Source organism: Achromobacter pestifer (assembly GCF_902859625.1).
Lineage (GTDB): Bacteria > Pseudomonadota > Gammaproteobacteria > Burkholderiales > Burkholderiaceae_B > Achromobacter > Achromobacter pestifer.
In genome coordinates this window covers 250446-274639 of record NZ_CADIJX010000004.1, presented here as the reverse complement: position 1 = coordinate 274639, position 24194 = coordinate 250446, and the positions used below count along the sequence as shown (strand labels likewise).

16 protein-coding genes are annotated in these 24194 nt (G+C 63.2%); 15 read left to right on the top strand and 1 reads right to left on the bottom strand.

All coding sequences use genetic code 11. The annotated features are described in order from the left end of the window. The first annotated feature begins 30 nt into the window (after window positions 1-30). The 14 genes from HV753_RS17040 to HV753_RS16975 all read left to right on the top strand — a co-directional run bounded on the left by HV753_RS17040 (window position 31) and on the right by HV753_RS16975 (window position 15664). Window positions 31-1188 (top strand): polysaccharide biosynthesis/export family protein, encoded by a 1158-nt coding sequence (locus HV753_RS17040; protein ID WP_175175682.1) that lies wholly within the window; start codon window positions 31-33, stop codon window positions 1186-1188. A gap of 1 nt (window position 1189) precedes the next feature. Further along, window positions 1190-2536 carry an ABC transporter permease gene (locus HV753_RS17035; RefSeq protein WP_175175681.1) on the top strand — a complete coding sequence of 449 codons (1347 nt, stop codon included), beginning with the start codon at window positions 1190-1192 and terminating at the stop codon, window positions 2534-2536. Window positions 2537-2545: 9 nt separating this feature from the next. Beyond that, a complete protein-coding gene (locus tag HV753_RS17030) occupies window positions 2546-3259 on the top strand; it encodes an ATPase (RefSeq protein ID WP_175175680.1) in 714 nt (237 codons plus the stop codon). Further along, complete coding sequence (locus HV753_RS17025) at window positions 3219-4412, top strand: KpsE/RkpR family capsule polysaccharide export protein (protein ID WP_246288304.1); 1194 nt, start codon at window positions 3219-3221, stop codon at window positions 4410-4412. Before HV753_RS17030 ends, HV753_RS17025 begins: the two co-directional genes overlap by 41 nt. Next, the gene (locus tag HV753_RS17020) at window positions 4405-6303 is read left to right on the top strand and encodes a tetratricopeptide repeat protein (protein ID WP_175175679.1); all 1899 of its coding nucleotides are present in this window, start codon (window positions 4405-4407) and stop codon (window positions 6301-6303) included. Before HV753_RS17025 ends, HV753_RS17020 begins: the two co-directional genes overlap by 8 nt. Before the next feature lie 17 nt (window positions 6304-6320). Continuing rightward, on the top strand, window positions 6321-7529 hold the full coding sequence (locus HV753_RS17015; RefSeq protein WP_175175678.1) for a pectate lyase family protein: 1209 nt from the start codon (window positions 6321-6323) through the stop codon (window positions 7527-7529). Window positions 7530-7582: 53 nt separating this feature from the next. Beyond that, window positions 7583-8044: a bleomycin resistance protein gene (locus HV753_RS17010; protein WP_175175677.1), complete on the top strand. Its 462-nt coding sequence runs from the start codon at window positions 7583-7585 to the stop codon at window positions 8042-8044. 39 nt (window positions 8045-8083) lie between these two features. Then, window positions 8084-8698, top strand: a complete 615-nt coding sequence (locus HV753_RS17005; protein ID WP_175175676.1) for an ABC transporter ATP-binding protein — start codon at window positions 8084-8086, stop codon at window positions 8696-8698. A 171-nt stretch (window positions 8699-8869) separates the two neighbouring features. Further along, entirely contained in the window at window positions 8870-9127 is a 258-nt protein-coding gene (locus HV753_RS17000) for a helix-turn-helix domain-containing protein (protein ID WP_175175675.1), read from the top strand. 4 nt (window positions 9128-9131) lie between these two features. Beyond that, the gene (locus HV753_RS16995) at window positions 9132-10484 is read left to right on the top strand and encodes a type II toxin-antitoxin system HipA family toxin (RefSeq protein ID WP_175176196.1); all 1353 of its coding nucleotides are present in this window, start codon (window positions 9132-9134) and stop codon (window positions 10482-10484) included. Between the two features lie 170 nt (window positions 10485-10654). Beyond that, window positions 10655-11572 carry a GAF domain-containing DNA-binding protein gene (locus tag HV753_RS16990; protein WP_246288303.1) on the top strand — a complete coding sequence of 306 codons (918 nt, stop codon included), beginning with the start codon at window positions 10655-10657 and terminating at the stop codon, window positions 11570-11572. A 153-nt stretch (window positions 11573-11725) separates the two neighbouring features. Beyond that, a complete protein-coding gene (gene ampH / locus HV753_RS16985; protein ID WP_175175674.1) occupies window positions 11726-12871 on the top strand; it encodes a D-alanyl-D-alanine-carboxypeptidase/endopeptidase AmpH in 1146 nt (381 codons plus the stop codon). Between the two features lie 29 nt (window positions 12872-12900). After that, window positions 12901-14070, top strand: coding sequence for a hypothetical protein (locus tag HV753_RS16980; protein WP_217481483.1), 1170 nt, complete (start codon window positions 12901-12903; stop codon window positions 14068-14070). Between the two features lie 7 nt (window positions 14071-14077). Further along, entirely contained in the window at window positions 14078-15664 is a 1587-nt protein-coding gene (locus HV753_RS16975; protein ID WP_175175672.1) for a serine hydrolase, read from the top strand. Window positions 15665-15685: 21 nt separating this feature from the next. Here the strand turns inward: HV753_RS16975 and HV753_RS16970 are convergent, their stop codons facing one another. After that, the gene (locus tag HV753_RS16970) at window positions 15686-21862 is read right to left on the bottom strand and encodes an autotransporter outer membrane beta-barrel domain-containing protein (protein WP_175175671.1); all 6177 of its coding nucleotides are present in this window, start codon (window positions 21860-21862) and stop codon (window positions 15686-15688) included. Between the two features lie 251 nt (window positions 21863-22113). Between HV753_RS16970 and HV753_RS16965 the strand changes: the two genes are divergently transcribed. Beyond that, the gene (locus HV753_RS16965) at window positions 22114-24153 is read left to right on the top strand and encodes an alkaline phosphatase D family protein (protein WP_175175670.1); all 2040 of its coding nucleotides are present in this window, start codon (window positions 22114-22116) and stop codon (window positions 24151-24153) included. Window positions 24154-24194 lie beyond the last annotated feature (41 nt).

Below are 24194 nucleotides of genomic sequence, written 5' to 3'. Positions count from 1 at the left end.
CTTCCCAAGGTCCTAAAGATAAAGGATTGTATGCAAATGAACGTCCCGGCTTCGGGCCTGCGGCGGCACGCGGCCCTGGCCATGGTGCTGCTTGCCGCACTGACACTCACGGGTTGCCAGCTGCCGCGTTCTGGTCCGATGTTGAACGAAATGACGGGGGCTCATGACGACAAGGACGTCATTGTGATGCCGGTCTCGCGCGAACTCGCTCAGAAGAGCAGAGTGCCCGAGGTTGCCGATTTTCCCGTGCCGTATCGTGATCTCACGCAGGCCGGATTCGATAGCCTGGTTCCAGGCGACGGCATCAACGTGAAGGTCTGGGAGCGCGGCGGCCTGGGTGTGTTCGCCGCGGATCCCTCCGGGGTGAGCGACCTGGGAAATCAGGAGATTGACCGGTCGGGCAATGTCTCTTTTCCCATTCTTGGAAAATTCCGGGCGCAAGGCTTGACGCTGGGGCAGCTGCATGACGCCGTGGTGGCGCGGCTGAGCAAGCTCGTCGTCGGCGCAGACGTCAGTGTCACGCGAGCCACTGACGCGCGCGGACAGATGGTGACCGTGCAGGGCAACCTGACCAAGCCCGGCATGTATCCCATCACGCAGACTTCCCAGCGCTTGAGCAGCGCGCTGGCGCAGGCTGCGCCGGTGCAGACCAATCCCGAGCAGCTGGTCATCAGCCTGCGCCGCGACAATCAAGTGGCGTCGGTGCGGTTGTCGGATATCTACCGCAACCAGAACAACGACATCCTGTTGCGTGCGGGCGATGTCATCACCGCCTATGACTCGCGCGAGTATCTGACCGTGTTGGGCGCTGCCGGCAATCAAGGGCGTGTGGCGATCAGCAAGCGCAATTACAGCGTGCTGGATGCGCTGGCCGATTCCAGAGGTCTTGACGACAAGCTGGCGGATCCGCGTTCGGTGTTCCTGTTCACGCCTGCAAAAGCCGGTGTCGAAGGCAAAGAGGACCTGCTGCCGGTTGTCTATCAGTTCGACTTGACCCGTCCGGAGCAGGTGGCGCTGGCCCGCGAATTCACCGTGCATGAAGGCCAGGCGATCTATATCTCGGATGCCCCGTTCACGCAGGTGCAGAAGGTCTTGTCGGCATTCCGCGTCACCATGAGCGCCGGCTTCAGCGCCACGCGAGCAATCGATAGCGATTCGGGCTCCAGTTCTTCCGGCGTAGCTCAATAGCGTGTCAACGAGCAACGAGGACCGGATTAAGGGCTGGCGCTCGCGCCGGAAGGATGGCAACTACACGGTAGGATCGGGCGTCACTGACTGGCGCCTGGATCCCGCCGCGCTGTTTGAAGCAAAGGCCACGCCGGCGGTCTTGCTCAAGCCTTTGCTTGCGCGCCTACAAGGCGAGCCGCATGATTCCGTGGCCGCCAGGCGCGCGGTGTACGAGGCCGTGCAGGCGGAGCTGGATGCCGAGATTGCGCGCAGCGCGGTCGATGAAACGCTTGCCGATTTCTCACGACGGCGCCTGCGCATCATCGTGCGCCTGCTTGAACAGGATGTCCGTGCGGGCGTCGAGGTGTTCGCGCCGGGCTACATGCCGGCCAAGCTGGTGGCGGAGGACGAGCGCCTGGCCGCGGCGCACGCACGGCGCGTCGAGCGGCGCAAACAGGACGAGGCGCGCGACGCGCGCCGTCATGCCTCCCGCAACGACATTGCGCTGGAAATCGAGGTGTCCCGAGACGAGGCGAGCGATCTCGCGATCTTGAGGGACCGTTTGAACGTCTTGCACGAAGGGCATCATCCCGGCAGTGCGGGTCGTGGCCGGCCGGTGGGCCGCACGCTGATGGCGATGTTCATCTATCAGTTGAATGTGATCCACGGCGAAAGCCGGATTGCGTTGCTGTGGTCCCTGGTGGGCCCCGTCGTGCTGCTGACGCTGATTTCATCGCTGTATATCCTGATGGGCACGCATTACATCCTTGGCATGGATGTGCAGACGTTCTCGCTGTTGGGGGCAACGACCTGGATCATGTTCCGGCAGATTGTCTTCAGAAGCAGCACGGCTTATGTGTCGGCCCGTGGGGTGCTGAACTTTCAGGGGGTGACGCCATTGATGTGCGCGCTGGTGCAGGCGCTTATCTACGTATCGGTGTATCTCGTGGTGTTTGCGGTACTGATCAGTGCCGGCCACGCGCTGGAACTCATCACGCTGCCGCAAAGCTGGGCGGGATTCATTCTTTACGTCGTGCTGATGGGGTGCTTTGGTGCCGCGATGGGCGTGCTGTTCGGCGCGATTGCGACCTTCTGGCATTTCTTCCTGAGGCTTGCACCCATCATCGAGCGATTTCTACAGATTTTCTCGGCCGTCTTTTTCGTGTCGGAACAGTTGCCGGAACAATTGCGTCCCTGGATGCTCTGGTCGCCGTTCGCGCACGGCATGCAGCTGCTGCGCTCGGCTTATTTCAATGCCTATGAATCGCAGGATGCGAGCCTGGGCTATTTCCTGACTGCATTGGTTTTCCTGATGGTGGTCGCTTTGGCGGCAGAGCGTCTTGCCCGCCCCAATGTTCAGCCGATGTGAGGGAGGAAGATGATCCATCTCAATGGCGTCACTGACGAACCCTATGCATTTGGCAGCAGGCAGCCGCTGCTTGCCAATGTCGATCTTGATATCCCGGTCGGGCGGTATGCCTTGCTGTCGTCCGCGCCGGAAATGCATCGCCAGCTTGTCGATGTGTTGTGTTGCCTGCGTCCGCCCCGCCGGGGCTTCGTCAAGCACGATGGAAATGTCTCGTGGGCCATCGGCCGGCAAGGCTTCATCCGAGGAAAGGCCAGCGGTCTGAGCATGATCGAGTTCGTATGCGAGATGTACGAGATCGATGTGGATGCGACGTACGAATTGGTGGCTGACCTGGTCAGCGATCCCAAATTCCTGGCCAGGCCCATGGAGCATTGGCCACTCCACGCACGGCAGGAATTTTCATTCGCGCTGGCCCTGGCGCCCGCGTTTGATGTTTACGTGATCGAAGGGTCCATCCCTTTCGAGCCTTGCCGTTTCACCCGCCTCTGGCTTGCTCTGTTTGAAGAGCGGTTGGTTGGCCGGACACTCATTTTTTCCAGTTATCGCCAGAATCAGTTGGCGGACTATTGCTTCAAAGGCTTGATCTATGAACGAAGCTCGCTCAGCATCGAAGACGACCTCGACCAGTGCATCAGCAGGTTCCCCCCAAGACGATCAAGGAGCGAATCGGGCGCAGGCGACGATGTCTTCGGAGGCGGCTTCGAGGACGGGATCGGCCTCTGAGGGCGGATCCGAGATCGAACGCCGCCGCCGCGAACGGCAGTCGTCGCTGCGCGAGCGCCGCCGCCACCGCTGGATCAATGCCATCATTGTCATCGCGCCGGTCGCGTGCGCCCTGGTCTATGCGCTCTGCGTCGCAACGCCTCGTTATGAAGCGGAATCCCGGTTCTTCGTGCAGTCAGCGTCCGGCCAACAAGGCGGCGGCGGAGCGGCGGCCAGTCTGCTGACCACTGGCAACGCCGGCGGCATGCTGGGGGGCTTCGTGGATGGGTGGGCGGTGGCCGACTTCCTGAAGTCGCGCGACAGCATGCAGCAGCTTGATAAGAAGATTGACCTGCGCCGTTATCTGGTCAATGCGGGAATGGATCCGCTCAATCATCTGTCCAAGGATTCGAGCGAAGATGATCTGTATCGCGCTTATCAGGCGTCGGTTCAGGTCTCGTTCAATGCGCTGGAGCAGATCGATGTATTGCGTGTCAGTGCGTTCTCTTCGGAAGATGCCGCAACCATCTCGAAGGCGTTGATCGGGCTGGCGGAAGAGTTCGTCAGTTCCATGAATGAAAAGGGCGTTGCCGACAAATTGAAGGTCAGCGAGGAATCCGTGAAGCTGGCCGAACAGAAGGCGCTTGCCGCCCGGGAAGCCCTGACCGCGTGGCGCACCACCCATGGCAACATTGATCCGACGGCCACGGTGGCCATGCTGCTGAACCTGTCCAGCCAACTGGAAGCGGAACTTAGCAGCGCGCAGATCAATCTGGACAAGATCCGCGCGATTGGCAACAAGGACCATTTCATGCTGAAGCCTGCCGAGATGCAGGTCGTGGCCTTGAAGAAGCGCCTCACGGCGGTTCGCCATCGCTTGAGCGGCGAAGGCAATACGGAAGCCAAGCAACTGAAATCGTACGAGGCGCTGAGAAATACCCAGGCGTTCGCGGACTCGAACCTGACCCTGGCGCAGCAGTCGTACCAGCAGGCCATGACGGACGCGCTGCGCTTGCAACGGTACCTGTCCATCATTGCGCAACCCGTCCCGACGGATCGGCCCAGCAGCCCGCGCACGGCGATTCTGCTGTTGCAAGCATTGGCACTGGGCTTTGTATTGATGTTCATGGCCCGTGTGGCGATGGCGTTGTTGAGGGGGCTGCGTCATGGTTGATACGCTTGCGGCTAACCGTCAATCCGCCGCCGACGCCACGGCTCGGTTGCGTGATGTGATCAAGGCAATCCATTCCGCGCCCGATCCCGTGCGCGACATGGCGGCGTTGGACCCCGCGCTGGCACAGGCAAGCGAGGGCTGGCGCGACGTGCGCCGATTGCTGGTGTCGCCGTTTGTGCGAGAAGGCAAGTTCGCGCCAGCGATTGCCGCGCTGGAGAAGCTCGTCGCGGCCTATCCGTCGCGCATCGATGACCGCCGCACCCTTGCGAGCTTGTTGGGACGCACGGAGCAGTGGGACCGCGCAATCACTGAGGCGGATGCCGCCGCCGACATCGAGCCCAATGCCGTGGCAGTGCATGCCGCGCGGATTCAATTGCGCGTCCAGGCGGGACGGTTGGCGGACGCCGCCGCAGTCGCGCGCGCGACGCTCGGGATGGCGCAGAACGAGCCTGGCGAAGCGTATTTCTGGATGCTGGCCTTCGTGCGCAATGGCGACGTGGCTGAAGCGGCAGGCATTGCAGCGGCACTGGACCCGGGAGCGTTGCCGAACGAACGTGTGGCGACGATGGCCGTCCGTGCCTTGATGGAGGATGGCAGGACGCAGGCCGCGATCCAATTCGGCAGCGCGGCATTGAGCGCAGGCCATGATTGCGCGGCATTGCGTTCGTCTCTTGGGCTGGCGCACCTTCGGCGCGGCACCGAAGAGGATCGCAAGATGCATGCATTGACGCATTTCGAGGCAGGCTTGAAGGCGTCGCCGGCGGATGTCAGGTTGTTGTCGCTCTATGGTGAAACCTTGCTGCGTGCCGGACGCTACAAGGAGGCCGTGGTGCCGCTTGCGCAGGCCATCGATCTGGCGCCGGAACTGGAACAGACGCGCGCCCTCTACGCGCGCGCGCTGCGCTATACCTTGCGGTACGACGATGCCGCCGACCAGCTGATGAAGCTGGTGGAGAAAACCCCTGACAAGCTGCTCTGGCAGCGGGCGGCCATTGGCGCGCTGTCGCAGGCGGGTCGCAAGCAAGAGGCCGAAGCACTGTTTGGGAAGTATGTCGCGAATCGCAGCACGCGCCTTCCACAAACCTTCCAGGAGGCCATGGATCAGCTGGAGGAACGGCTGGATACGGCGCCGATACCCCAGGCGCGTCTGGACTGGGCGTGGTCGCTGCGCGGTGATGTCCATGCCGATCGCGCGCAATGGGAGCGCCGGGCGCGCTGGGGCCATCTGGTGGACCATCTTCTATTCGACTGGCTGGAATGCCGGGAAGAGAGTGTCGAGGAGGCCATGCAGCTGCTCGGCGAGCTCGACACGGGCGAGCGCTTCTTCGCGCCGCTGTTGGCGGCTGGACGAGGGGTCGTGGTGGCCACGGCGCACGTGGGTCCCATGTATGCCGGGCTCATGGCCTTGGAACTGCTTGGCATTCCGTCGCGCTGGCTTGCGACGGCGCCTCGCATTGCCCAGAGCAGTTATGCCGCTGCCTTGATTTCGACCGCGGACCAGACCGAGGCGCAGGTCGCCAAGGCCTGCATGCGCGCACTGGGATCAGGCAACGTGTTGTGTCTGGCCATAGACGGCGCGGCCAACCCGGCGGCTCCGCGAGCCATTTTCGAGGGGCAGGAAGTCACGTATTCCAGTTTTGCCTCGCATTTGGCGCACCGTCTTGGCGTGCCTTCGGTGTTCTACGCGCCGCGCTGGGAGAATGGCCACGTGGCTTATACGCTGGAGATGCTGCCCGCCGTCAACCCGGGCGAAGACGCAGATGCGTATTCGCAGCGGTGGCAGAAGGCCTATTTTGAACGGCTTCGCGAACATGTGGCCGGTCCCCCGGAGAACCTGCGTCTTAGCGGGGGAATCTGGCGCCATGTGACGTCAGCCGATCGATCCGCGTAGCAGTAGGGAGTGTTTCGATGAAGTCAGGAACGAAGATGGTGCGTTGGCTGCTTGCCTTGGCCGTGTTGCACGGGGGGGCCGCCGTCGCGGAAGAATCCTGCAAGAGTCCGGATGAACACTGTGCGTTCGTGGCCTCGCTGCTGCAACAACGGGAAGGCTACGGCGCCCGCGCCACCGGCGGCCTGGGGGGCAGGTTTGTCGAGGTCACGTCCGACAAGGACGCCGGACCGGGAACGCTGCGCGCAGCGTTGGAGCAAGCCAAGAAAGGGCCTACCTGGATCCGCTTTGCGTCCGACATGACGATCGTCTTGAATTCGCAGCTGCGCGTGCCGTCGAACATCACGATCGACGGACGCGGTAAACAGGTGGCCTTGATCGACGACGGGCTGGGCGTGTATGGCAGCAGGAACGTCATCCTCACGCATCTGACGATAGATGGGCGCTTGAACCGGCTGACGCAAGCGGTGAACGTCGCCAATGGCAGTCGCGATGTCTGGGTCGACCATCTTGATCTCTCGCGGATGTCTGACCGGCTGCTCAATGTGAAGAACGGCTCGACCGACGTCACGATCTCATGGACGAAATTCCATAACTCGAACAAGGTCATGCTGCTGAACAACATTACCTCGAAGAACCTGTTCCAGAACTACGATCGCGATTCGATTGCGCGCGTGACCTTGCACCACAATTATTTCTTCAATACCGTGCAGCGCAATCCGAGAGGGCAATTCGGCACGTTCCACCTGTTCAACAACCTTCTGGAGAACTGGGATTTCTACGGCATGAGTTTCAGCCTGGAGGCCAAGGCCTTTGTTGAAGGGAACATCTTCAACAACGACAAGCAGCGCAAATGCGTGGAGCCCGAGTTTTTCCCCACGGTGGAAGGCGTCAATGTGAATTACTGCCGCTATATCCCGATTGCCTCCGCACGCAGTGCGCTGGACAACGGCGAATCCGATCGCGGCGCCTACGAAAAATTGAAGGGCCAGCATGGCTACACGCGGGACTACAAGGCGTTCTTGCGCCTGAAAGACAATTTGTACCTGGGCGACGCGAAGCCGGTGCTGGAGGACTATCGCCCCGAGTCGGCCCCGACGCCGCCCTATTGCTACGGCTATGAGCGGCCAACGCCGGAACTGGCAGAGAAAATCCGCAAGTTTGCCGGCAATACGACGGGCGATACGCCATTGCCAAGCTCGCGCACCGGCTCGGATTGCCCTGGATGAATGGCGTCATCTGAGTAATACTGGCGGGCCAATAAGAAGCCAGGACGTAGGGAATGGATCAACAAGAACGCAACGGCGCGTCGTCCGAAGGGCGCTTGCCCACGGGGGGATTCGCGGCCATGGTGCCCGAGCTGGACGTCTCCAACCTGGAAGCCAGCCTTGATTTCTGGTGCCGGCTGCTGGGATTCGAGATTGCCTATGCGCGGCCGGAGGCGGGTTTCGCGTATCTGGAGCGTGGCCCGCTTCAGGTCATGCTTTGCCAGTTAAACCATGAATGGGACACGGCTCCGCTTGAACTGCCCTTCGGAAGAGGGATCAACCTTCAGATGCAGGTGGACCGTGTGGAACCCATGGTTGAGGCCCTGGGGAAGGCCAATTGGCCGCTCTTTCGGCCCATCGAGGAAAAGCGCTACCGGGTGGGTCCTGGCTGGTCGTCGTGCAAGGAATTTCTGGTGCAGGATCCGGATGGATACCTCTTGCGGTTTGCCGCCGACGCGCCCAGCGGCCGTGAATAAAACTCCGCCAATTGCAGTCCGACACCATAAAATCCCCGCATGCTACGCATCGACAATCTCAGCAAACGCTACGGCGACCATCTTGTCTTCCAGGGCCTGACGCATACCTTCCCGCCGGGATGCATGGCGCTATGTGAAGAAGACAGCACCGGCAAGTCCAGCCTGCTGGGCATCATCGCGGGCGTGATCGCGCCGGATGCGGGGGACGTCTGGATCGACGGGCATTCGCTGACCCACGCGCCGTTGCAAGCCAAAGCCCGTTTGGCCTATGTGCCCGACAATTGCTTGCTGTTTCCCACCTTGACGGGGCGAGGCTTGCTTGAGCAAGTGGCTTCCGAAAAGGGCGCAACGCTAGACGACGCCGTGCTTGATGTGGCGTGCCGCCTGGGGCTGGAACCGCACCTGGACAAGCGTTTTGAACAGATGTCCACGGGAACGCGCCGCAAGGTCTTCCTGACGGCCGCTGCCTTGGGCGAACCGGCTGTCGTGATCGCGGACGGCCCCAGCAGCGGGTTGGACGCGCAGGCGCGCGCCGCGCTGGCCGAATTGTTCAAGACCTGGTCCCAAGACCGTGTGGTGCTGTTCGCCAGCCACGATGCAGAGCTGGTGCAGGCCTGCGGGGCTAGCGCCCTTGAGGTGGGCGCGTTGCGCTAACGGCGGCGGTGTCGGCGCACCCGGCTGGCACGTCATGCGAATTTTCAACAGCCTATAAGTTGTATATCTGAAATACAAATCAAAAACTGTATTTTGAATATACAACCTATCTTGTGTATTTCAAAGGGGCAAACTAAGCTCAGCGGCATCGGAACACAGCTTAAGGTTTGTATGCCCGACTTTACGGTTCGTACCGCAGAGCAGTTGCCGGCGCTCCTTCAGGGATTCCGCAAGCAGGCCGGCTTGACCCAGTCCGACGTTGCGCTTCGGCTTGGGGTCACTCAGCAGACACTTTCCGCATTGGAGCGTAATGCCGAGAAGGTCAGCACTGACCGCCTGTTGCGCCTTCTGAACATCCTGGGGGTTGAACTCGTCCTACGGGAAGCCGGCGATGCGCCGCACCAGACGCCCTCTGGACCGAATTGGTGATCCCATGGGGCGGCGCTCTCATACGCGGACTCTGGGTCTTTGGATGAATGGCTCGTTCGTTGGCTTGTGGCGCATTCTGCCCCACGCCGGCGAAACACTACAGTACGACAACGACTGGGTCGCCTCAGAGCAGGGCCGGCCGTTGTCGTTGTCGCTGCCCTTCACCCCTGGCAACGCACCGCATCGCGGTGACGCCGTCCGCGCATACTTTGAGAACTTATTGCCGGACAGCAAGGACATCCGCGAACGTGTCGCGCGCCGCTATAGAGCCGGTTCGACGGACGCCTTTGACCTGTTGTCTGAAGTGGGACGCGATTGCGTGGGCGCCCTACAGATACTTCCAGAAAAAGAGCAGCCGGTTGATGTGAAGTCAGTACAGGCAACGCCGCTGAGCGAGTCCCAGGTGGCGATGCTATTGCGTGGAACGGTAGCGCCAGCAGCGCTGGAATCGCCTGATGCCAAGGCCGACGAGTTCCGCATTTCCATCGCGGGTGCGCAGGAGAAGACGGCCTTGTTGCGTTTTGACGGGCAATGGTGCCGGCCGCAAGGCTCAACGCCAACGTCGCACATCCTCAAACTGCCGATGGGTTTGGTCGGGAACATGAAACTCGACCTGAGCGAATCCGTTGAAAACGAATGGCTGTGTCTGGAGATTCTGGCGGCCTACGGACTGCCGGTCGCACACAGTGAGCCACTGATGTTCGAAGACATCAAGGTGCTTGCGGTGAAGCGCTTTGACCGAATGTGGTGGGAGCGCGACGGCGAAGCATCCTGGATGGTTCGATTGCCGCAAGAGGACATGTGCCAGGCCACGGCCACGCCGCCGCATTTGAAGCATGAGGCCGATGGCGGCCCCGGAATGGATCGGATCATGCGCCTGCTGGAAACTTCCAGCCGGGTGGGGCATGACAGACGGACTTTTTTTCAGGCGCAGGTGCTGTTCTGGATGCTGTGCGCAACAGACGGCCACGCGAAGAACTTCAGCCTGTTCCTGCGGCCCGGTGGCGCCTACGAACTGACGCCGCTGTACGACGTGATCTCGGCGCTTCCGTTCCTGGGCGAAGGTCCGGGAAAGTTGTCACCATTCAAGGCGAAGATGGCCATGGCGGTACGCTCGAAGAGCGCGCACTGGAGAATGCGGGATATCCGTCGCCGCCATTGGCTGGCCATGGGTGAACGCTATGGCGTTGTGACCGTCGATGGCCGCGGGGCGCAATGCGTCGTCGATGATCTGATTGTGCGCACCCCGGAAGTCGTACGCGCGGTTCGGGCCAAGCTTCCGCAGGGATTTCCCCCGTCGCTTGCCGACAGCATTCTGAACGGATTGCAGGCGGCAGCTGACAAGCTTGCGGCGTAAGGGGGTTTGGCCTGGTTTTTGAATACAAACAGTGATTTGTATTTCGCATCAATCATTCACCTTCGCAAGTTCTTGTCATTCTCCGTTACCGGAGAGAAAATTCCCGCTTGGCGCGCTGGGCAGCCAGCCGCCTGGATAAGGCTCAATCCGGCCGCCCAAGGGAATCGCACGTGAAGGATGCTGGTCAGTACACGACGCACATCGCAACCGTACTTGAACCCAGTCCGTCATCGGACTGGCTGTACCACTGCGCGATGAGCCTGCTTAAACGTCCCGCCGATGACGCCATATCGGAGTTGCTTGCGTTCATGGGCGAGACATCGGACGTGGATCGGGCCTGGATGATTGAATATCGTCCTGACATGCTCCGCCTGCGCAATACCCACGAATGGTGCCGGGGCCAGACGCAGCCGTTCGTCGCCGAGCTTCAGGACGTGCCGACGACGTTGATTGCCTGGCTGCACCGGTTCATGGTGAAAGGCCAGGCGGTGGCCATACGTGATGTGGACGATCTGCCACGAACCGCGCGGGCCATTCAGGTCGAGTTCCAGCGCCAGGGGAACAAGAGCGTACTGAGCGTGCCGATTTTCCATGACAAGAAGCTCTACGGCATCATCGGCTTCGATACCACCGCGCAGTACCGGACCTGGTCTGCCGACGAGGTCAATGCCCTGTACCAGTGCGCCAATCTGATCGGGCAGGCCAAGTACGCGAACAGCCGGGATCACACCAGGCCGACGTTGTACGAAAGCGCCACGTCGGTGGTGTATCTGAGCATGCGCGGCGTGGTCCGGGGCGTGCAGCCCGACGCGATCGTTGGCGTGCGGTCGGCGGGGAACTACAGCGAGATCTGGCTTGAGGACGGATCGATGGTGCTGGATTCGCGCGCGCTGGGCATGTGGTCGACCTTGCTGCCGGAGAAGATCTTCTTCCGGGTTCATCGAACCGCCATTGCGAACACGTTGCATGTCATGGATGTGGACCGCAGAAGCGTCGACAAGTGGCTGATACGAATGCGGGCGGTGGATAGCACCTGGCCGGTATCGCGCTCTTACCGGAAACTGCTGCGCGAGCGCATGGGGATATAAGTCTGGCGGTTGGCCCGCCGCGGCCCCTGATATGCAGTTCGTCATGCCGGCATGTTGTTTCGTCCTTGTGGAAGTGGCCGCTGAGTCGATTTTTGGGATCATCGCCGCATGTGGCGGAACTTCCGTTCCCCGCGCTACCTTGAGAGAATCGGCATGCTGGCGTCTCGCGTTCTATCGCGCTTTACCACCCTTGCCCTGACCGCCGCCTGCGTGCTGGGCGCCAGTCAGGCCCGTGCGACGGACCTGGCATTGCAGGATTCCGTGTCCATGGCCGGCATGCAGCTGTTTCTCAATGGCGGTGCGCCCGGCCTGCTCATCGCGGTGGTTCGTGGCGATGATGTGGTGATTCAGGGCTACGGCGAGACCGCGCCGGGCAATGGCATTGAACCCGACAAACATTCCGTTTTCAGGATCGGCTCGGTATCAAAGGTGTTCGCCACGGACGTGCTGGCCTCGCTGGCGGCCAAGGGCAAGCTCAAGCTGACCGACCCGCTGGCCAAGTATGCGCCGGCGCAGGCCCGCGTCGAGACGAATGGACGTCCGATGACACTGCTGGACCTGGCCACGCATTCCGCTGGCCTGCCGCGTGAGCTGGCGGATCCGGACGCGAAGCCTTCCGACAATCCGTTCGCGGCATTTGACCGGGCGTACTACTGGAAGTGGGTCGGCAGTCATCAGCCCGCTTATGTGCCCGGCACCACCACGCTGTATTCAAACCTGGGCTTCGGCTTGCTGGGCGATGCCTTGGCGAAGGCGGGTGGCGCGGACTATTCGACGGTACTGGCCGACGAAGTGCTGAAGCCGGCGGGCCTGGTCGATACGGCCAACACGCTGAATGATTCGCAGAAAAAGCGGTTAATGACCGGGTTGGACCCATTTGGCAAGCCGGATCCCAATGCGCCGGCGCCAGACATCATGTATGCCAGCGCCGGTTTGTATTCCACGGCTGACGACATGGTGCGCTGGATGCGGTGGCATCTGGATGGCGCCAAGCAGGCGAAGGAGGCCTTTGCGTTGGACCACGCGCTGTGGTTGCCGTATGACGGCTTGAAGTCCGTCGTGGGGACGGAAGTCACCGACGCCGATGGCATGGGACTGGGCTGGGTGGTGACCCTGCCGCGCAACGGAACGCCGTTGCTGCTGGGAAAAAGCGGTGGCCTGGGCGGATTCATGACCTATGCCGTGCTGTCGCCGAATCGTGACCTGGGCGTCTTCGTCGTCGCCAGCCGGGTGAACTTCGCCATGTTCGGGAATATCCATTCCCAGGTGCGTGAGCTGGCGGCTGAGTTGGCGCGGTGAGCGGGCCGGTCCCATGTCGGATGAGGGGCATGTCATTGGGCCGATGGATCCGCAAGGTTGCCTGTCTGGCGTCATGCGCAGTGGCGATGCAAGGCGCGTCCGCGCAAGACGCCAGGGATATCTTCAAGACGGAAATCTTCCTGACGCCCTACAGCGAACTGGGCGACGGAGATGCCGCCTATCCGCGTTTGAACGGCCGGTTTCTGCTGATGACCGGGTACACCGAATTCTTTGGCATCAAGGACGACAACGGGCAGATTCCGCGTTCGCACTGGAGCAGCGTGCAGCCCACGGCGGAAGCCGCGCTGGTCTTGCAGCTGACACGGGAATTCTCGATCCGAACGAAAGCCACGTTCAATTCGTCGACCAATGAAACGAAAGACAATGCGTTTTCCGACCTGGGCGTCAATCTGGACAACCTGTTCGCCGCCTATACCGCCGACAACTACGCGCTGTATGGCGGCAAGATGGATCTTGGCTTTGGCGACGCCTGGCATGTCATCGACGGCTTGTATAGCGGCTTCAACGAGAACGCCGAGTTTCGCGGGTCGATTGGATTGGGCGGACGCTACACCTTTGCGCCTGCGGGCAACGGGACACACTCCGTGGCCGCGGTACTGTTCAAGCGTGACGATACCGGCCTGAACCATCGCTTGAGCCTGGATCAGGGATTCATCCGGCCCGACCAACCGCCAGCGTTCAGCGACCAATTGAAGTCGTTCATCCTGTCATACGATTTTCGCGACCTGCCGGGCCTGGAACGGTGGTCGGGCGGAGTGGATGCGGGTCGGCTGCACGTGGATCCGGGCCAGGGCGAAAGCGCCAACACGGTGTCGGCCCGGCTGCGCTACGACGCCCCGTTGGGCAACGCATGGAATGTCAGCTGGTTCAACGAGGCGACTTTCTCCAGCGCCTTCCGGGGGGCGCCGGTGTCCAACGGCAATGGCGTGACATCGGTGTCGCTGTCGCGCGACCGCTGGCAGCTGACGGCGACAGCCGCTGTGCGCAAGCTGTCCGGCAGTGAACGCAAGCTGGCGCAATTCGGGCTTCAGGACGATACCGATTGGGCGATTTCAGGGGCGGTGACCTATGTCACCCCTATCGGCTTCATTGTGCAGGCGGGGCTGACGCATCAACGCGATCAGGCCCTACGCATCAACCAGGGCGTTTTTCGCATCGCTTATCAAGCGGGATTCTGAGGGCATCATGACAAACAGAAAGTCACTTATCGCGGCGGCATGCCTGGTTACGCTGGGCGGTTCCCTTGCGCCCATGGCGGCGGGGGCTCAGCCGATATCCATTGAGCACAAACCGAATCCGCCCGCGGACGTCATTGCGATCCCGAAGGCAAGCAAGGATAAGGCCGTCAAGGACTTGCCGGGAATTGTTGAAGACATCATGAAACGCAGCCGCGTGCCAGGCATGGCGGTTGCCGTGGTCATCGATGGCAAGACGGTGCTGGCGCGGGGCTACGGCACGCGCGAGGTGGGAAAAAATGCGCCCGTGGATGCGCGGACGGTGTTCCAGATTGCCTCGGTCTCCAAGTCGCTATCGGCGACGGTGGCGGCGATCGAGGTGTCAAAGGGCACGGTGGCGTGGGACGATCCGGTGGCCCGGTATCTGCCCGACTTCAAGCTAAGCAACGCTTATGTATCGGAGCACGGAACGATCGGCGATTTCTTCGCGCATCGCTCAGGGTTGCCGGGCACCTCCGGGGACGATCTGGAAGATCTGGGGTTCAAGCGAAACGACGTCATCGCGCGCCTGCGCCAATTGCCGCTGGACGCCTTTCGGACGTCCTATCACTACGCGAACTTCAGCACGACGATTGGTGCGGAGGCGGTCGCTCGCGCGGCGGGCCAACCGTGGGAAGCGTTGGCCGATGACTTGTTGTTCAAACCGCTCGGCATGAAGGAGACGAGCTACCGTTACGGCGACTTCGAGGCACGCGGCAATCGCGCCGTGCTGCACGGCTATCAGAAAGGCGTCTTTGTGCCCTTGGGCCAGCGCGACGCGGACCAGCAAGCGCCTGCGGGCGGCGTATCGTCCACGGTCGTTGATCTGGCGGAATGGTTGAAGCTGCTGTTGGCAGATGGGCAATACCAAGGCAAGCCGATGATTGCCCCCGGCGCGCTGCTTCCCGCGCTGTCTCCCCAGGCATTCAGCGCGCGTGCACATGACCTTGATTCGCGCTCTGGCTTTTACGGCTATGGCTTCAACGTCAATACGGAACTGGGCGGGCGTCCTTCAATGGGGCATTCCGGCGCATTCCTGATGGGCACGGGAACGACGTTCAAGATCGTGCCGTCGGCCGGTATCGGCATCGTGGTGCTGACCAACGGCGCCCCGGTGGGGGCGGCGGAATCCGTTGCGGCCACATTCATCGATACGGCCTTGTACGGCAAGCCCACACGCGATTGGTTCGCTGCCTATCACGGCGCCATGCAGGGGTTCTTTGAACCACAGGCCGATCTGTCCACCCAGGCCAAGCCGGCAAACCCGGCACCGGCGAAGCCGTTGCGGCAGTACGTGGGCCGTTTCGACAACGCCTATTTTGGTGCCGCCGACATCCAGGAAGCCGAGGGCGGCTTGACGTTGGTGCTGGGCCCCAAGGGCATGCGCTTTCCCATGCGGCATTGGGACGGCGACACGTTTGCGTTCGCGCCCGTCGGCGAAGCCGAGCTTGTCGACTCGCTGGCGTCCATCACCTTCAAGATGGATCAGGGGCAGGCCCGAGGTTTCGACATCAAGTTCTACGATGACAACGGGCTGGGGCACTGGACCAACAAGTAGTTGATCCAAGCGGCCTCTCGATCAGAAACGGTAGGCCGCGCGCAACGTCAGGGACTGGTCCCGGTACTGCCCGTTGCCGCGCAATGCATATTCCGTTTTCAGTTCCATGCCCTTGGGCGTGATGTATTCCAGGCCGGCCGACAGATTGCCGTAGGTCTTCGGCATCCCGGATCTCAACGAGAACGGCGTCGTGTTGAACCCGCTTAGCTGCATGGTCGTCACGACGTCGCCGCCGTTCAGGAAACTCATGCCGCCCGCGACATAGGACCGCAAGGTGGATCCATTGTCCAAGTCCTTGCGTCCACCGAGTTCGACCATGGGCGAAACCATGACGGACGTCGTGTCGTTGCCCCGGACCTTCAGGTTGAACACCCCCGAGCCCTGCTCCCGATAACCGTCTTGCCGGATATGGTTCACGTCCAGATCCACATAGGGCCGCAGATACCAGGACGGCTGGCTGAACTCATAGGCCGTGCGCAACCGGGCCGCCAGGAAGGACGATTCGGGTTTGCTTTTTGCCACACCGTCCAGCGTGCCGCGCGACATCCTGCTCTTTTCGACGCCGCCATGGACGGCAACGGCAATCTGCCACGGTGCATTGTTGTACTTCAAGGCCAGCCCGCCCGAGAAGGTGTCGCTGTTGCCAGACAGGTCGGATGACGAAGAGGTCTTGCCATAGGCATAGCTCATGGATCCGCCCAGGAACCAGTTGGTGGCGATTTCACGCTGTGCGCCCAGCGTCAGCGTGCTTTGGCGGATGCGGTAGCCTTCGTCGTCCGAGGTCGATTTGCGCTCGGTCCAGTTGGTGTCCAGGCGCGTCCAGACGCAATTTCCTTCGCGCAGGATGGTGCTTTCCCCGACAAAGGTCGGGCAGCTCATCATGCGGCTCATCGATGCGTAGGACGCATGAATCTGATTCGCGGCGCGGGCGAATTGGCCATCATGGGCAACGCCGTTCAACGCATCGCGGTACTGCTCGGCGGTCTGTATGCCGGTGAATTTGTCGAACAGGGATGCGCTGCTGCGGTTTCCCTGGTTCCATAGCCCTTGCAGCGAATTCGCGATGCCGGTGCGATCCGCGTTGATCGGAAACGCCGATGGCGTGAAGTTGGCATCGACGGAAATCAGCGGATCGCGCATGCCGCCGCCGCCGCCGTTGTTCTTCAGTGCGTACTGGAACAGAGGACTGTCGCTGGCGGTCTTGGGGACGCTGGTCTGCGGCGCATCGAAATGGCCGATCCCGAGCCACACGTTCTTCACGGGGTTGCGAAGCACGGGGTTGACCGTGCCGCTGAATACCGACGCGCCCGACACCGCGATGAAGTCGCTGTTATGGCCGCCGAAATCCAGGTCCGGACGGTAGACGCCCGTGTTGTTCAGCGTGCCGGTGAGGCTTGTCGTCATGTACACGCCAGGTCCGCCGGGGTTCAATGTGCCGGCGTTGACCAGATCCCCTTGGAAGCGGGCGCCGCTGTACAGCGTGCCGCCAGCATTATTGTTGAACGTGCTGGCGCTACCCATCAGCACATCGCCTGCCACGGTGCCGTTGTTGTTCACGACCGTCTGGCCGGACGTGTCGATGGCGGTCTTGGCCTGGATGGTGCCCGCGTTGGTGATGGTGGTGCTGGCCAGCGGCGCGATGGTAAGAATGGCCGTTCCGGACGAGCCATTGGCGCTTAGCAGGGCGTTTTGGTCCAGGTTGATCGAGATCGGCCGCCCGCCGCCGTTGGCGCCGTTGCTGAGGGCCACGATGGCGGGCGAATTGGCGCCGGCGGCGGCGACTTGCGCGGCCTGGCCCAGATTGATGGTGATCGGCCCGCCGTACGTCAGATGGTTGTCGGGGGTGCTGTATTGATAAAGGACACCGTCCTTGAAGACACCGCCGCCGCCTATGCTCATCGCCAGGATCGCGGGTGCGTTCGCGCCGGAAGTCTGGACGGTTCCTCCCGTGACCACCGTCACATTGATGCTGCCGCCATTGCCTTCGCCGCCAGTGAGCCCCGCGTTTTGTATGAGGTTCGTCGTGTATCGCGCCGATGACTGGTCGCCCGTCAGCCCCCCGCCGCCGCCCACGCTTTGCGCCAGCACGCCGGCCGCGCCGTTGCCGGACGTGGCAACCATCCCGCCGATGGACAGGTTGACGGTATTGCCGTCGCCACCCACGGCGGGGGACGCAACCGCCTTCAATGTCGTCAGGCCCGGCTGAGTCGCCAGTCCGGCAATGCCGCCGCCGCCGCCGATGCTCTGCGCCACGATGCCGTGCGAATTCGTGCCGGACGTGAAGATGCTGCCGCCCACGTCTTGCGTCACGGTCACGACTCCCCCTGTTCCGATCATCGGCGAGGAGGATCCGAACGTGATGTTCGCGGCGCGCGCGACGGGTCCGGCGCCATTGTCTATCGTGACCAGCCCGCCGCCGCCGCCCACGCTTTGCGTCAGCAGGCCGAAGGACAGCGCGCCGCTCGTGTTGATGATGCCGCCCAGATTCGCGACAGTGACGTTGCCGCCGCTGCCGGTGAGGTTGGGAGAATACGGGCCGGTGGCGTTGGTCGCGGTGCTGCCCAGCTGGATATCGGTGCTGGTGAGCGAAGCGCTGGACGACGCGACGGCCATCCCGCCGCCACCCCCCACGCTTTGCGCGATGATGCCTGGCGAGAACACCCCTAGTGTCGCGATGCTGCCGGTGTTGTTGCTGACGCTGACGGCGCCACCGGACACTTGGCTGGTAGTGAATATTTCATTGATGGCGGAAGGGTATGCGCTTCCTAGCGAGATCGCCAGGGACGCGCTTTGCTGGATGGTGGCAAGGCTGGCGTTGCGCAATGCCAGTGTGCTCAAGCCGCCGCCGCCGCCCACGCTCTGCGCAATGATCCCGGCCGAGGCGCCCGCCTGCGTCGTGAGCGTTCCGCCATGGATGACGTTTGCCGCGCCGCCCGTGCTCGTCTCCCCGTTCTGCCCTTGGGCGCCCGCGGCTCCCAGTGCGAGGGTTGCGGTGGTTGCGCTCCAGAGGTACAGCGGTTGGTCGACCGCCGATATGCCGCCACCCCCGCCCACGCTTTGGGCAAGAATGCCGGGCGCCTGATAGCCCTGCGTGCCGATCCGGCTGGTCGCGGCGCTGGCGTCGACGGTGACCACGCCGCCCGAGCCGCTTGCCCCAGCCACGCCGCCATTCTGCATGTTGATCAAGGATCCCAGGACGGAACCGCCTTTCGTGCCCAGAAGATTGATGATGCGGGTGATCTGATCGATGATCGCTGGCGCCTTGTCGCCTGCTCCGGCGGAAACGACCGCTTGCAGGTCCTGGCCGCTGGCGGTGCTTTTGCCGCCGCCGCCGCCAACGCTCTGCGCGACGATACCTGCTGATCCGATCCCTTGTGTTGTGATCGTTCCGGTGTTCACGACGATGGCGGGGTCCGAGGCCGTGCCGCCGCCCGCGCCGCCCGAGCCTCCGTTGCCTCCATTCTGGTGGGTGATGTTGGTTTGCGGCAGCGCGAGGGTGAACAGGTTTTGCGCGCCCGACTCGGCGGCCTTGATCAGCGCGTCGATGCTGGAGAGCAGCGTGGATGCGCCTGCCGAATCGATCATTCCCGCGTTACCGCCGCCGCCGCCAATACTCTGCGCGATGATGCCGGGCGCGTGATTTCCCGCTGTCGAGATGGTGCCGTCATTGCGCACATTGAAGGGGCTTGCGGCGCCACCGCCAGCGCCGCTGCCGCCCGTCGTGACGCCGACCGACAGGCTGACCGCCTTGCTGAACGCCAATTGCGGGCCGTTCTCCAACCAGCTGGCCGCCTTATCCAGCAAGCCGGCCAGATTGGCGGGCGACCCCAGGATGTCGTTGAACGAATTGGCGTCATGCGCCTGGACGATGCCGCCGTTGCCGCCGCCGCCGCCGATGCTCTGCGCCACGATGCCGGCCGATCCGGTGTCCAGGGTCACGATGTGGCCGGTGCTGGAATTGCCGGCCTGCACGCGGCCGCCATTGCCACCGCTTCCGCCCTGTGCGCCATGTCGGACACTGAGCTGAAGATCGATCAGCGAATTGCCGATGGTCGGTGTCTTGACCGGCGCCAGGACGCCGCCGCCGTTGCCGCCGCCACCGCCAATGCTTTGTGCCACGATGCCATTGCTTTGCGCGGCCGCGGTGCTGATGAGGCCGTCGTTGGCGAACGTGACCGTGCCGCCGTCGCCGGCCCCTTGTCCCACGCCGCCATTGGAGATCGCAAGCGTGACGGTTCCGCTGGGGTTGTCACCCAGCGGCGGTGCGATCGTGATGGCGCGGGCGTTGGCCAGTCCGCCGTTGCCCCCGCCGCCGCCGATGCTTTGCGCCAGCACGCCATTGCTATGCGCGCCAAGCGTGGTGATCGTCCCCTGGCTTGCCTGGGTGAACGAAACGGTGCCGCCATACCCGCCGCTGCCGCCCTTGCCGCCGGTCGCCACCGTCACGTTCAACCCGACGCCCACGCCCACGGCAGTGGCCGATCCGCCGCTGCCCCCGCCACCGCCAATACTCTGAAGGACCACGCCCGAGGCGTTGCCGGCACGGGTCAGGACCTTGCCTTGCGAGGAGAACTGGACCAGCCCGCCATTGCCCGCCGCGCCGCCCGTGCCGCCGATAGCGACGGACGTGATGATGCCGGTGGCGTTGGCGTCGCCGCCAAGGCCGCCGCCGCCGCCGATGCTCTGAAGCGTCACGGCGGCGCTGTTGTCGCCTGAGGTGTCGATGCCGCCGGTGTTGGTCATCGCCACGCTGCCGCCGTTGCCGCCCGCCCCGCCATGGCCACCGCCGACGGCGATGATGCCATTGCTGGAGGCCGCCATGCCGCCGCCTCCGCCCGCGCTGTTGACCGTGACGGCGGCGGCGTCATTGCCAAAGGTGCTGATGCGCCCGTCATTGACGATCGTGATCGCCTGGCCCGCGACGGCCCCCGCCCCGCCATCGCCGCCTCGGCCGAATGCGCCGTTGGCACCTGCTGGCCCGCCTTCTCCGCCCAGTACGCTGGCCAGGATGCCTTTCGCGCCCACTGTGCCGATGGCGCCTGTCGTGATCGTGCCGGTATTGGTGATCGTGATGGCGCCGGGCGTGCCGCCCGCGCCGCCGTTGTGGCCGTCTGCCCAGGAGCCATCGCCGCCATTGCCCCCGTTTCCGCCTTGGCTCAGCGCGTAGACGCCGATGGCGCGGTTGCCATTGACGGTGATGGATCCCCCGTTGGTGATGGAGACCTGGCCCGCGTTGCCGCCCGCGGCGGCCTGGGTGTCGGTGCCATTCGCGGTGGAGGCGTTGCCGCCGATGGAGCGCGCGATCACGCCATACACGCCGTCACCCTGGCCGGTGACGGAGGAGCCTGCCGATGACGTGAAGGTGATGGTCGATGCATCGCCGCCCCGGCCCGCGTCGCTATGTCCGCCAAAGTCGCCGGCGTGTTCGGCGGTGCCGCCGCTTCCGCCCGCCGAGATCAGCCCCACCCCGGCGCTGACCGCATCCGGTCCCGGGCCGCGCGCGGTAACCGACGTCGTGCCCTGAAGGATGACGGTGGCGCCGCCCGCACTGCCGCCGTGGCCGGCGGTGTAGGCGCTGTCGAAGCCGTCAGCAAGGGCGCTGTCGGTTCCCGCGCCGCCCCAGGACTGGACCGCCACGCCGAAGCCGGTGCCGATGACGGTGGCGTTGTTCAGCGTGATGCCCGCCTGATGCCCATCTCCGCCGATCCCGTAGCCGCCGTTCGGTCCGCCGGCGTTCCCCCACAGGCCGCCATTGCCGCCAGCCGAATAGAGGTCGATGCCGCGGCCGGTGGCAGTCACCTGGCTGGCCGAGAGGGTGTAATCGATGACCCGTCCGCCGCCGCCGTTACCGCCCCAATGATTGGTGGACGAGTCCCTGCCATTGCCGCCGTTGCCGCCGCTGACGTTGATCAGGATGCCGGTCTGTCCGGGGGACTGGGCGTTGATGTTCAGATTGCCGTCTGCTTGGACGAAGTCGCGCTGCCCCCATTGGCCGTCGTGGCCATTGTCTGGATGGCCGCCGCTTGAGCAACAGGTGCCGTCGGCGCCGCGCAGGTCATAAGTCAGCTGGGCCGACTGGGCGTAGGCGGGCCGGCCAAAGACGTAGACGACTGAGATTCCGGCTTGCAGGAGCAGCGCCAGCCAGGAAAGCCGAAGGCCGGTGTGGGTAGGCTTCGGAAGGACTTGCTTGGATGTCATGGCGGTGCAGTGAAGTCGAAATATGGGCGAATTAACAAAATCGCCGTTCGCCGCCCGCCGGACAAGGCCAAGATGACGAATCAACCACCCTGTCGGATGAGTGGCGGCCGGCCACTTGTCACGTCCATGCAACGCCCCAATGCGGTAATACCCGCGCCGAGGGCAGGCGGCTGGCCCGCGCGTTGCCACCTGCCCCATCCCTCCATCCCGGTGCCGCACGTCGGCGCCGCCTTACCGGGGCATTCCTCGACATGGACCGCAGAAAATTCCTTAAGTGGGGCAGCTTCCTGACCGTCTCCGCCGCCACCGCCGGCCTGGCCGGCTGCAATAGCAGCGATGACGATGATGGCAATGACAATGGCAACGGCGGTGGCGATCCCGGTGGCGGTACGCCTGCGCGCTTCCAGTACCCGCAAGGCATCGCGTCTGGCGATCCAAGGCCCGACAGCATCATCCTGTGGACCCGCGTGATCGGTGACGACGGCGCAGCCGTTGCGGTTCGGGTGCAGTTGGCCCGTGATGAGGCCTTCACCCAATTGCTGGTGGATGCGTCCGTCAGCGCGGAACCCGATTGGGATCACACGGTGCGCCACAAGGTCACGGGGCTGGACCCAGCCAGCAACTATTTCTACCGTTTCGTGGCGGGCGCCAGCACCAGCGCCGTGGGCCGCACGCGCACCGCGCCTGCCGAGAATGCTGCCGTTGCGCAACTGAAGTTCGCCTTCATCTCCTGTCAGGATTGGAGCGTGAACCACTGGGCGGCCTTCGACGAGCTGGCCGCGCAAGACCTGGATTTTGTCGTGCATCTGGGCGACTACGTATACGAAACCGTCAAGGCGGGCTTTCAGACCGGCGGTGTGGAAAGCGCGCACGCGCCGCTGTCGCTGCCCGACGGCACGGCGCGGGCGGATGGGGCGATCTACGCCACCACGCTGGCCGACTACCGCAGCCTGTACCGCAGCTATCGCTCAGACCCGCGCCTGCAAGCCTTGCATGCGCGCTTTCCGATCATCGCCATCTGGGACGATCACGAATTCTCGGACGATTGCTGGCAGGATCGCCAAACGTATGACGTCGCCGACGATGCGACGCCCCGGACGTCGCGCCGCCGCAGCGCCAGCCAGGCCTGGTTTGAATTCATGCCGGCCGATGTGTCGCTGGATCTGGCCAATCCGTCTTTCCAGAACATCCAGATCTACCGCGCATTCCGTTTCGGCAGCCTGGCCACGTTGCTGATGACGGACGAACGCCTTTACCGCGCTGATCACGTGATTCCCGAGCAGCAGGTGGGCAGCGAGATCGGCAGCCGCTACTTCGTGCCGAAGCGCCTGTTGTCGCAGGTCGAGGCGCTGAAGATGGCGAACGCCGGTGGTCAGCTGACGCCTGTCTCCATCCTGGGCAATACCCAGCGCGATTGGTGGAAGGCGCAATTGGGCGCCAGCACCACGTCCTGGAATCTGTGGGGCAACGAAGTGTCGTTGCTGCGCATGCAGTTCAATGGCACGCAAGCCGTGTCCGGTCTGTTGGCCCAAGGCCTGGCAGCCGCGCAGCCCGCGCTGGTGCCGCTGGTGCCGTTCATGACCGCCGCGCTGGTGCAAGACCTGACCGGCGCGGATCACAGCAGCGGCAAGCCTGTCACGGCATATCCCGCGCTGTCGGCATTGCTGAATGCGCAGGCGGGCATCCCCCCTGCCGTGTTTGCCGCACAGATCAAGCCATTGCTGGACGCGCAGTTGCCGCCGTCGTTGCTGCTGGATGAGTATGTGCTGAACGCGGACCAATGGGATGGATACAACGCCGAGCGCAAGGATCTGATGGCCTTTGTGCGCGACACCGGCGTGCGCAATCTGGTGGCGCTGACGGGCGATATCCACGCCTTCTTCGCCGGCCCCGTGATGGACGATTACGACGCGGCGACGCCCAAGCCGGTCATGGTGGACCTGGTCACGGCGGGCATCTCCAGCAACTCGTTCTTCAGCTATTTCAAGAGCGTCGTCGATACCGATCCCAGTTTCGCGCCCGCCAAGCAGTTGATCTACAGCGAAGCCGCCGACGTGATCAAGAACACGTTCAACGACACCCTGAGGCAGTTCAACGGGGATTGGCTGCGCTATATCGATACTGACGCGCAGGGGTATGCGGTAGTGACCTTGACCGCGACGGAGTTGCGTTGCGTTTTCAACAAGCTCAAGCCGCTGGACGGCACGAAGGCGCCGGCGTTGCCGGCCGTGGCGTCTCAAACCGTGCTGACGGTGGCGTCGGGAACGGCGGCGGTGACGGTGGCGGCGTAAACGGCTTTTTGGCGGCGGGTGGTATCTTGTGCCTGTTTTCT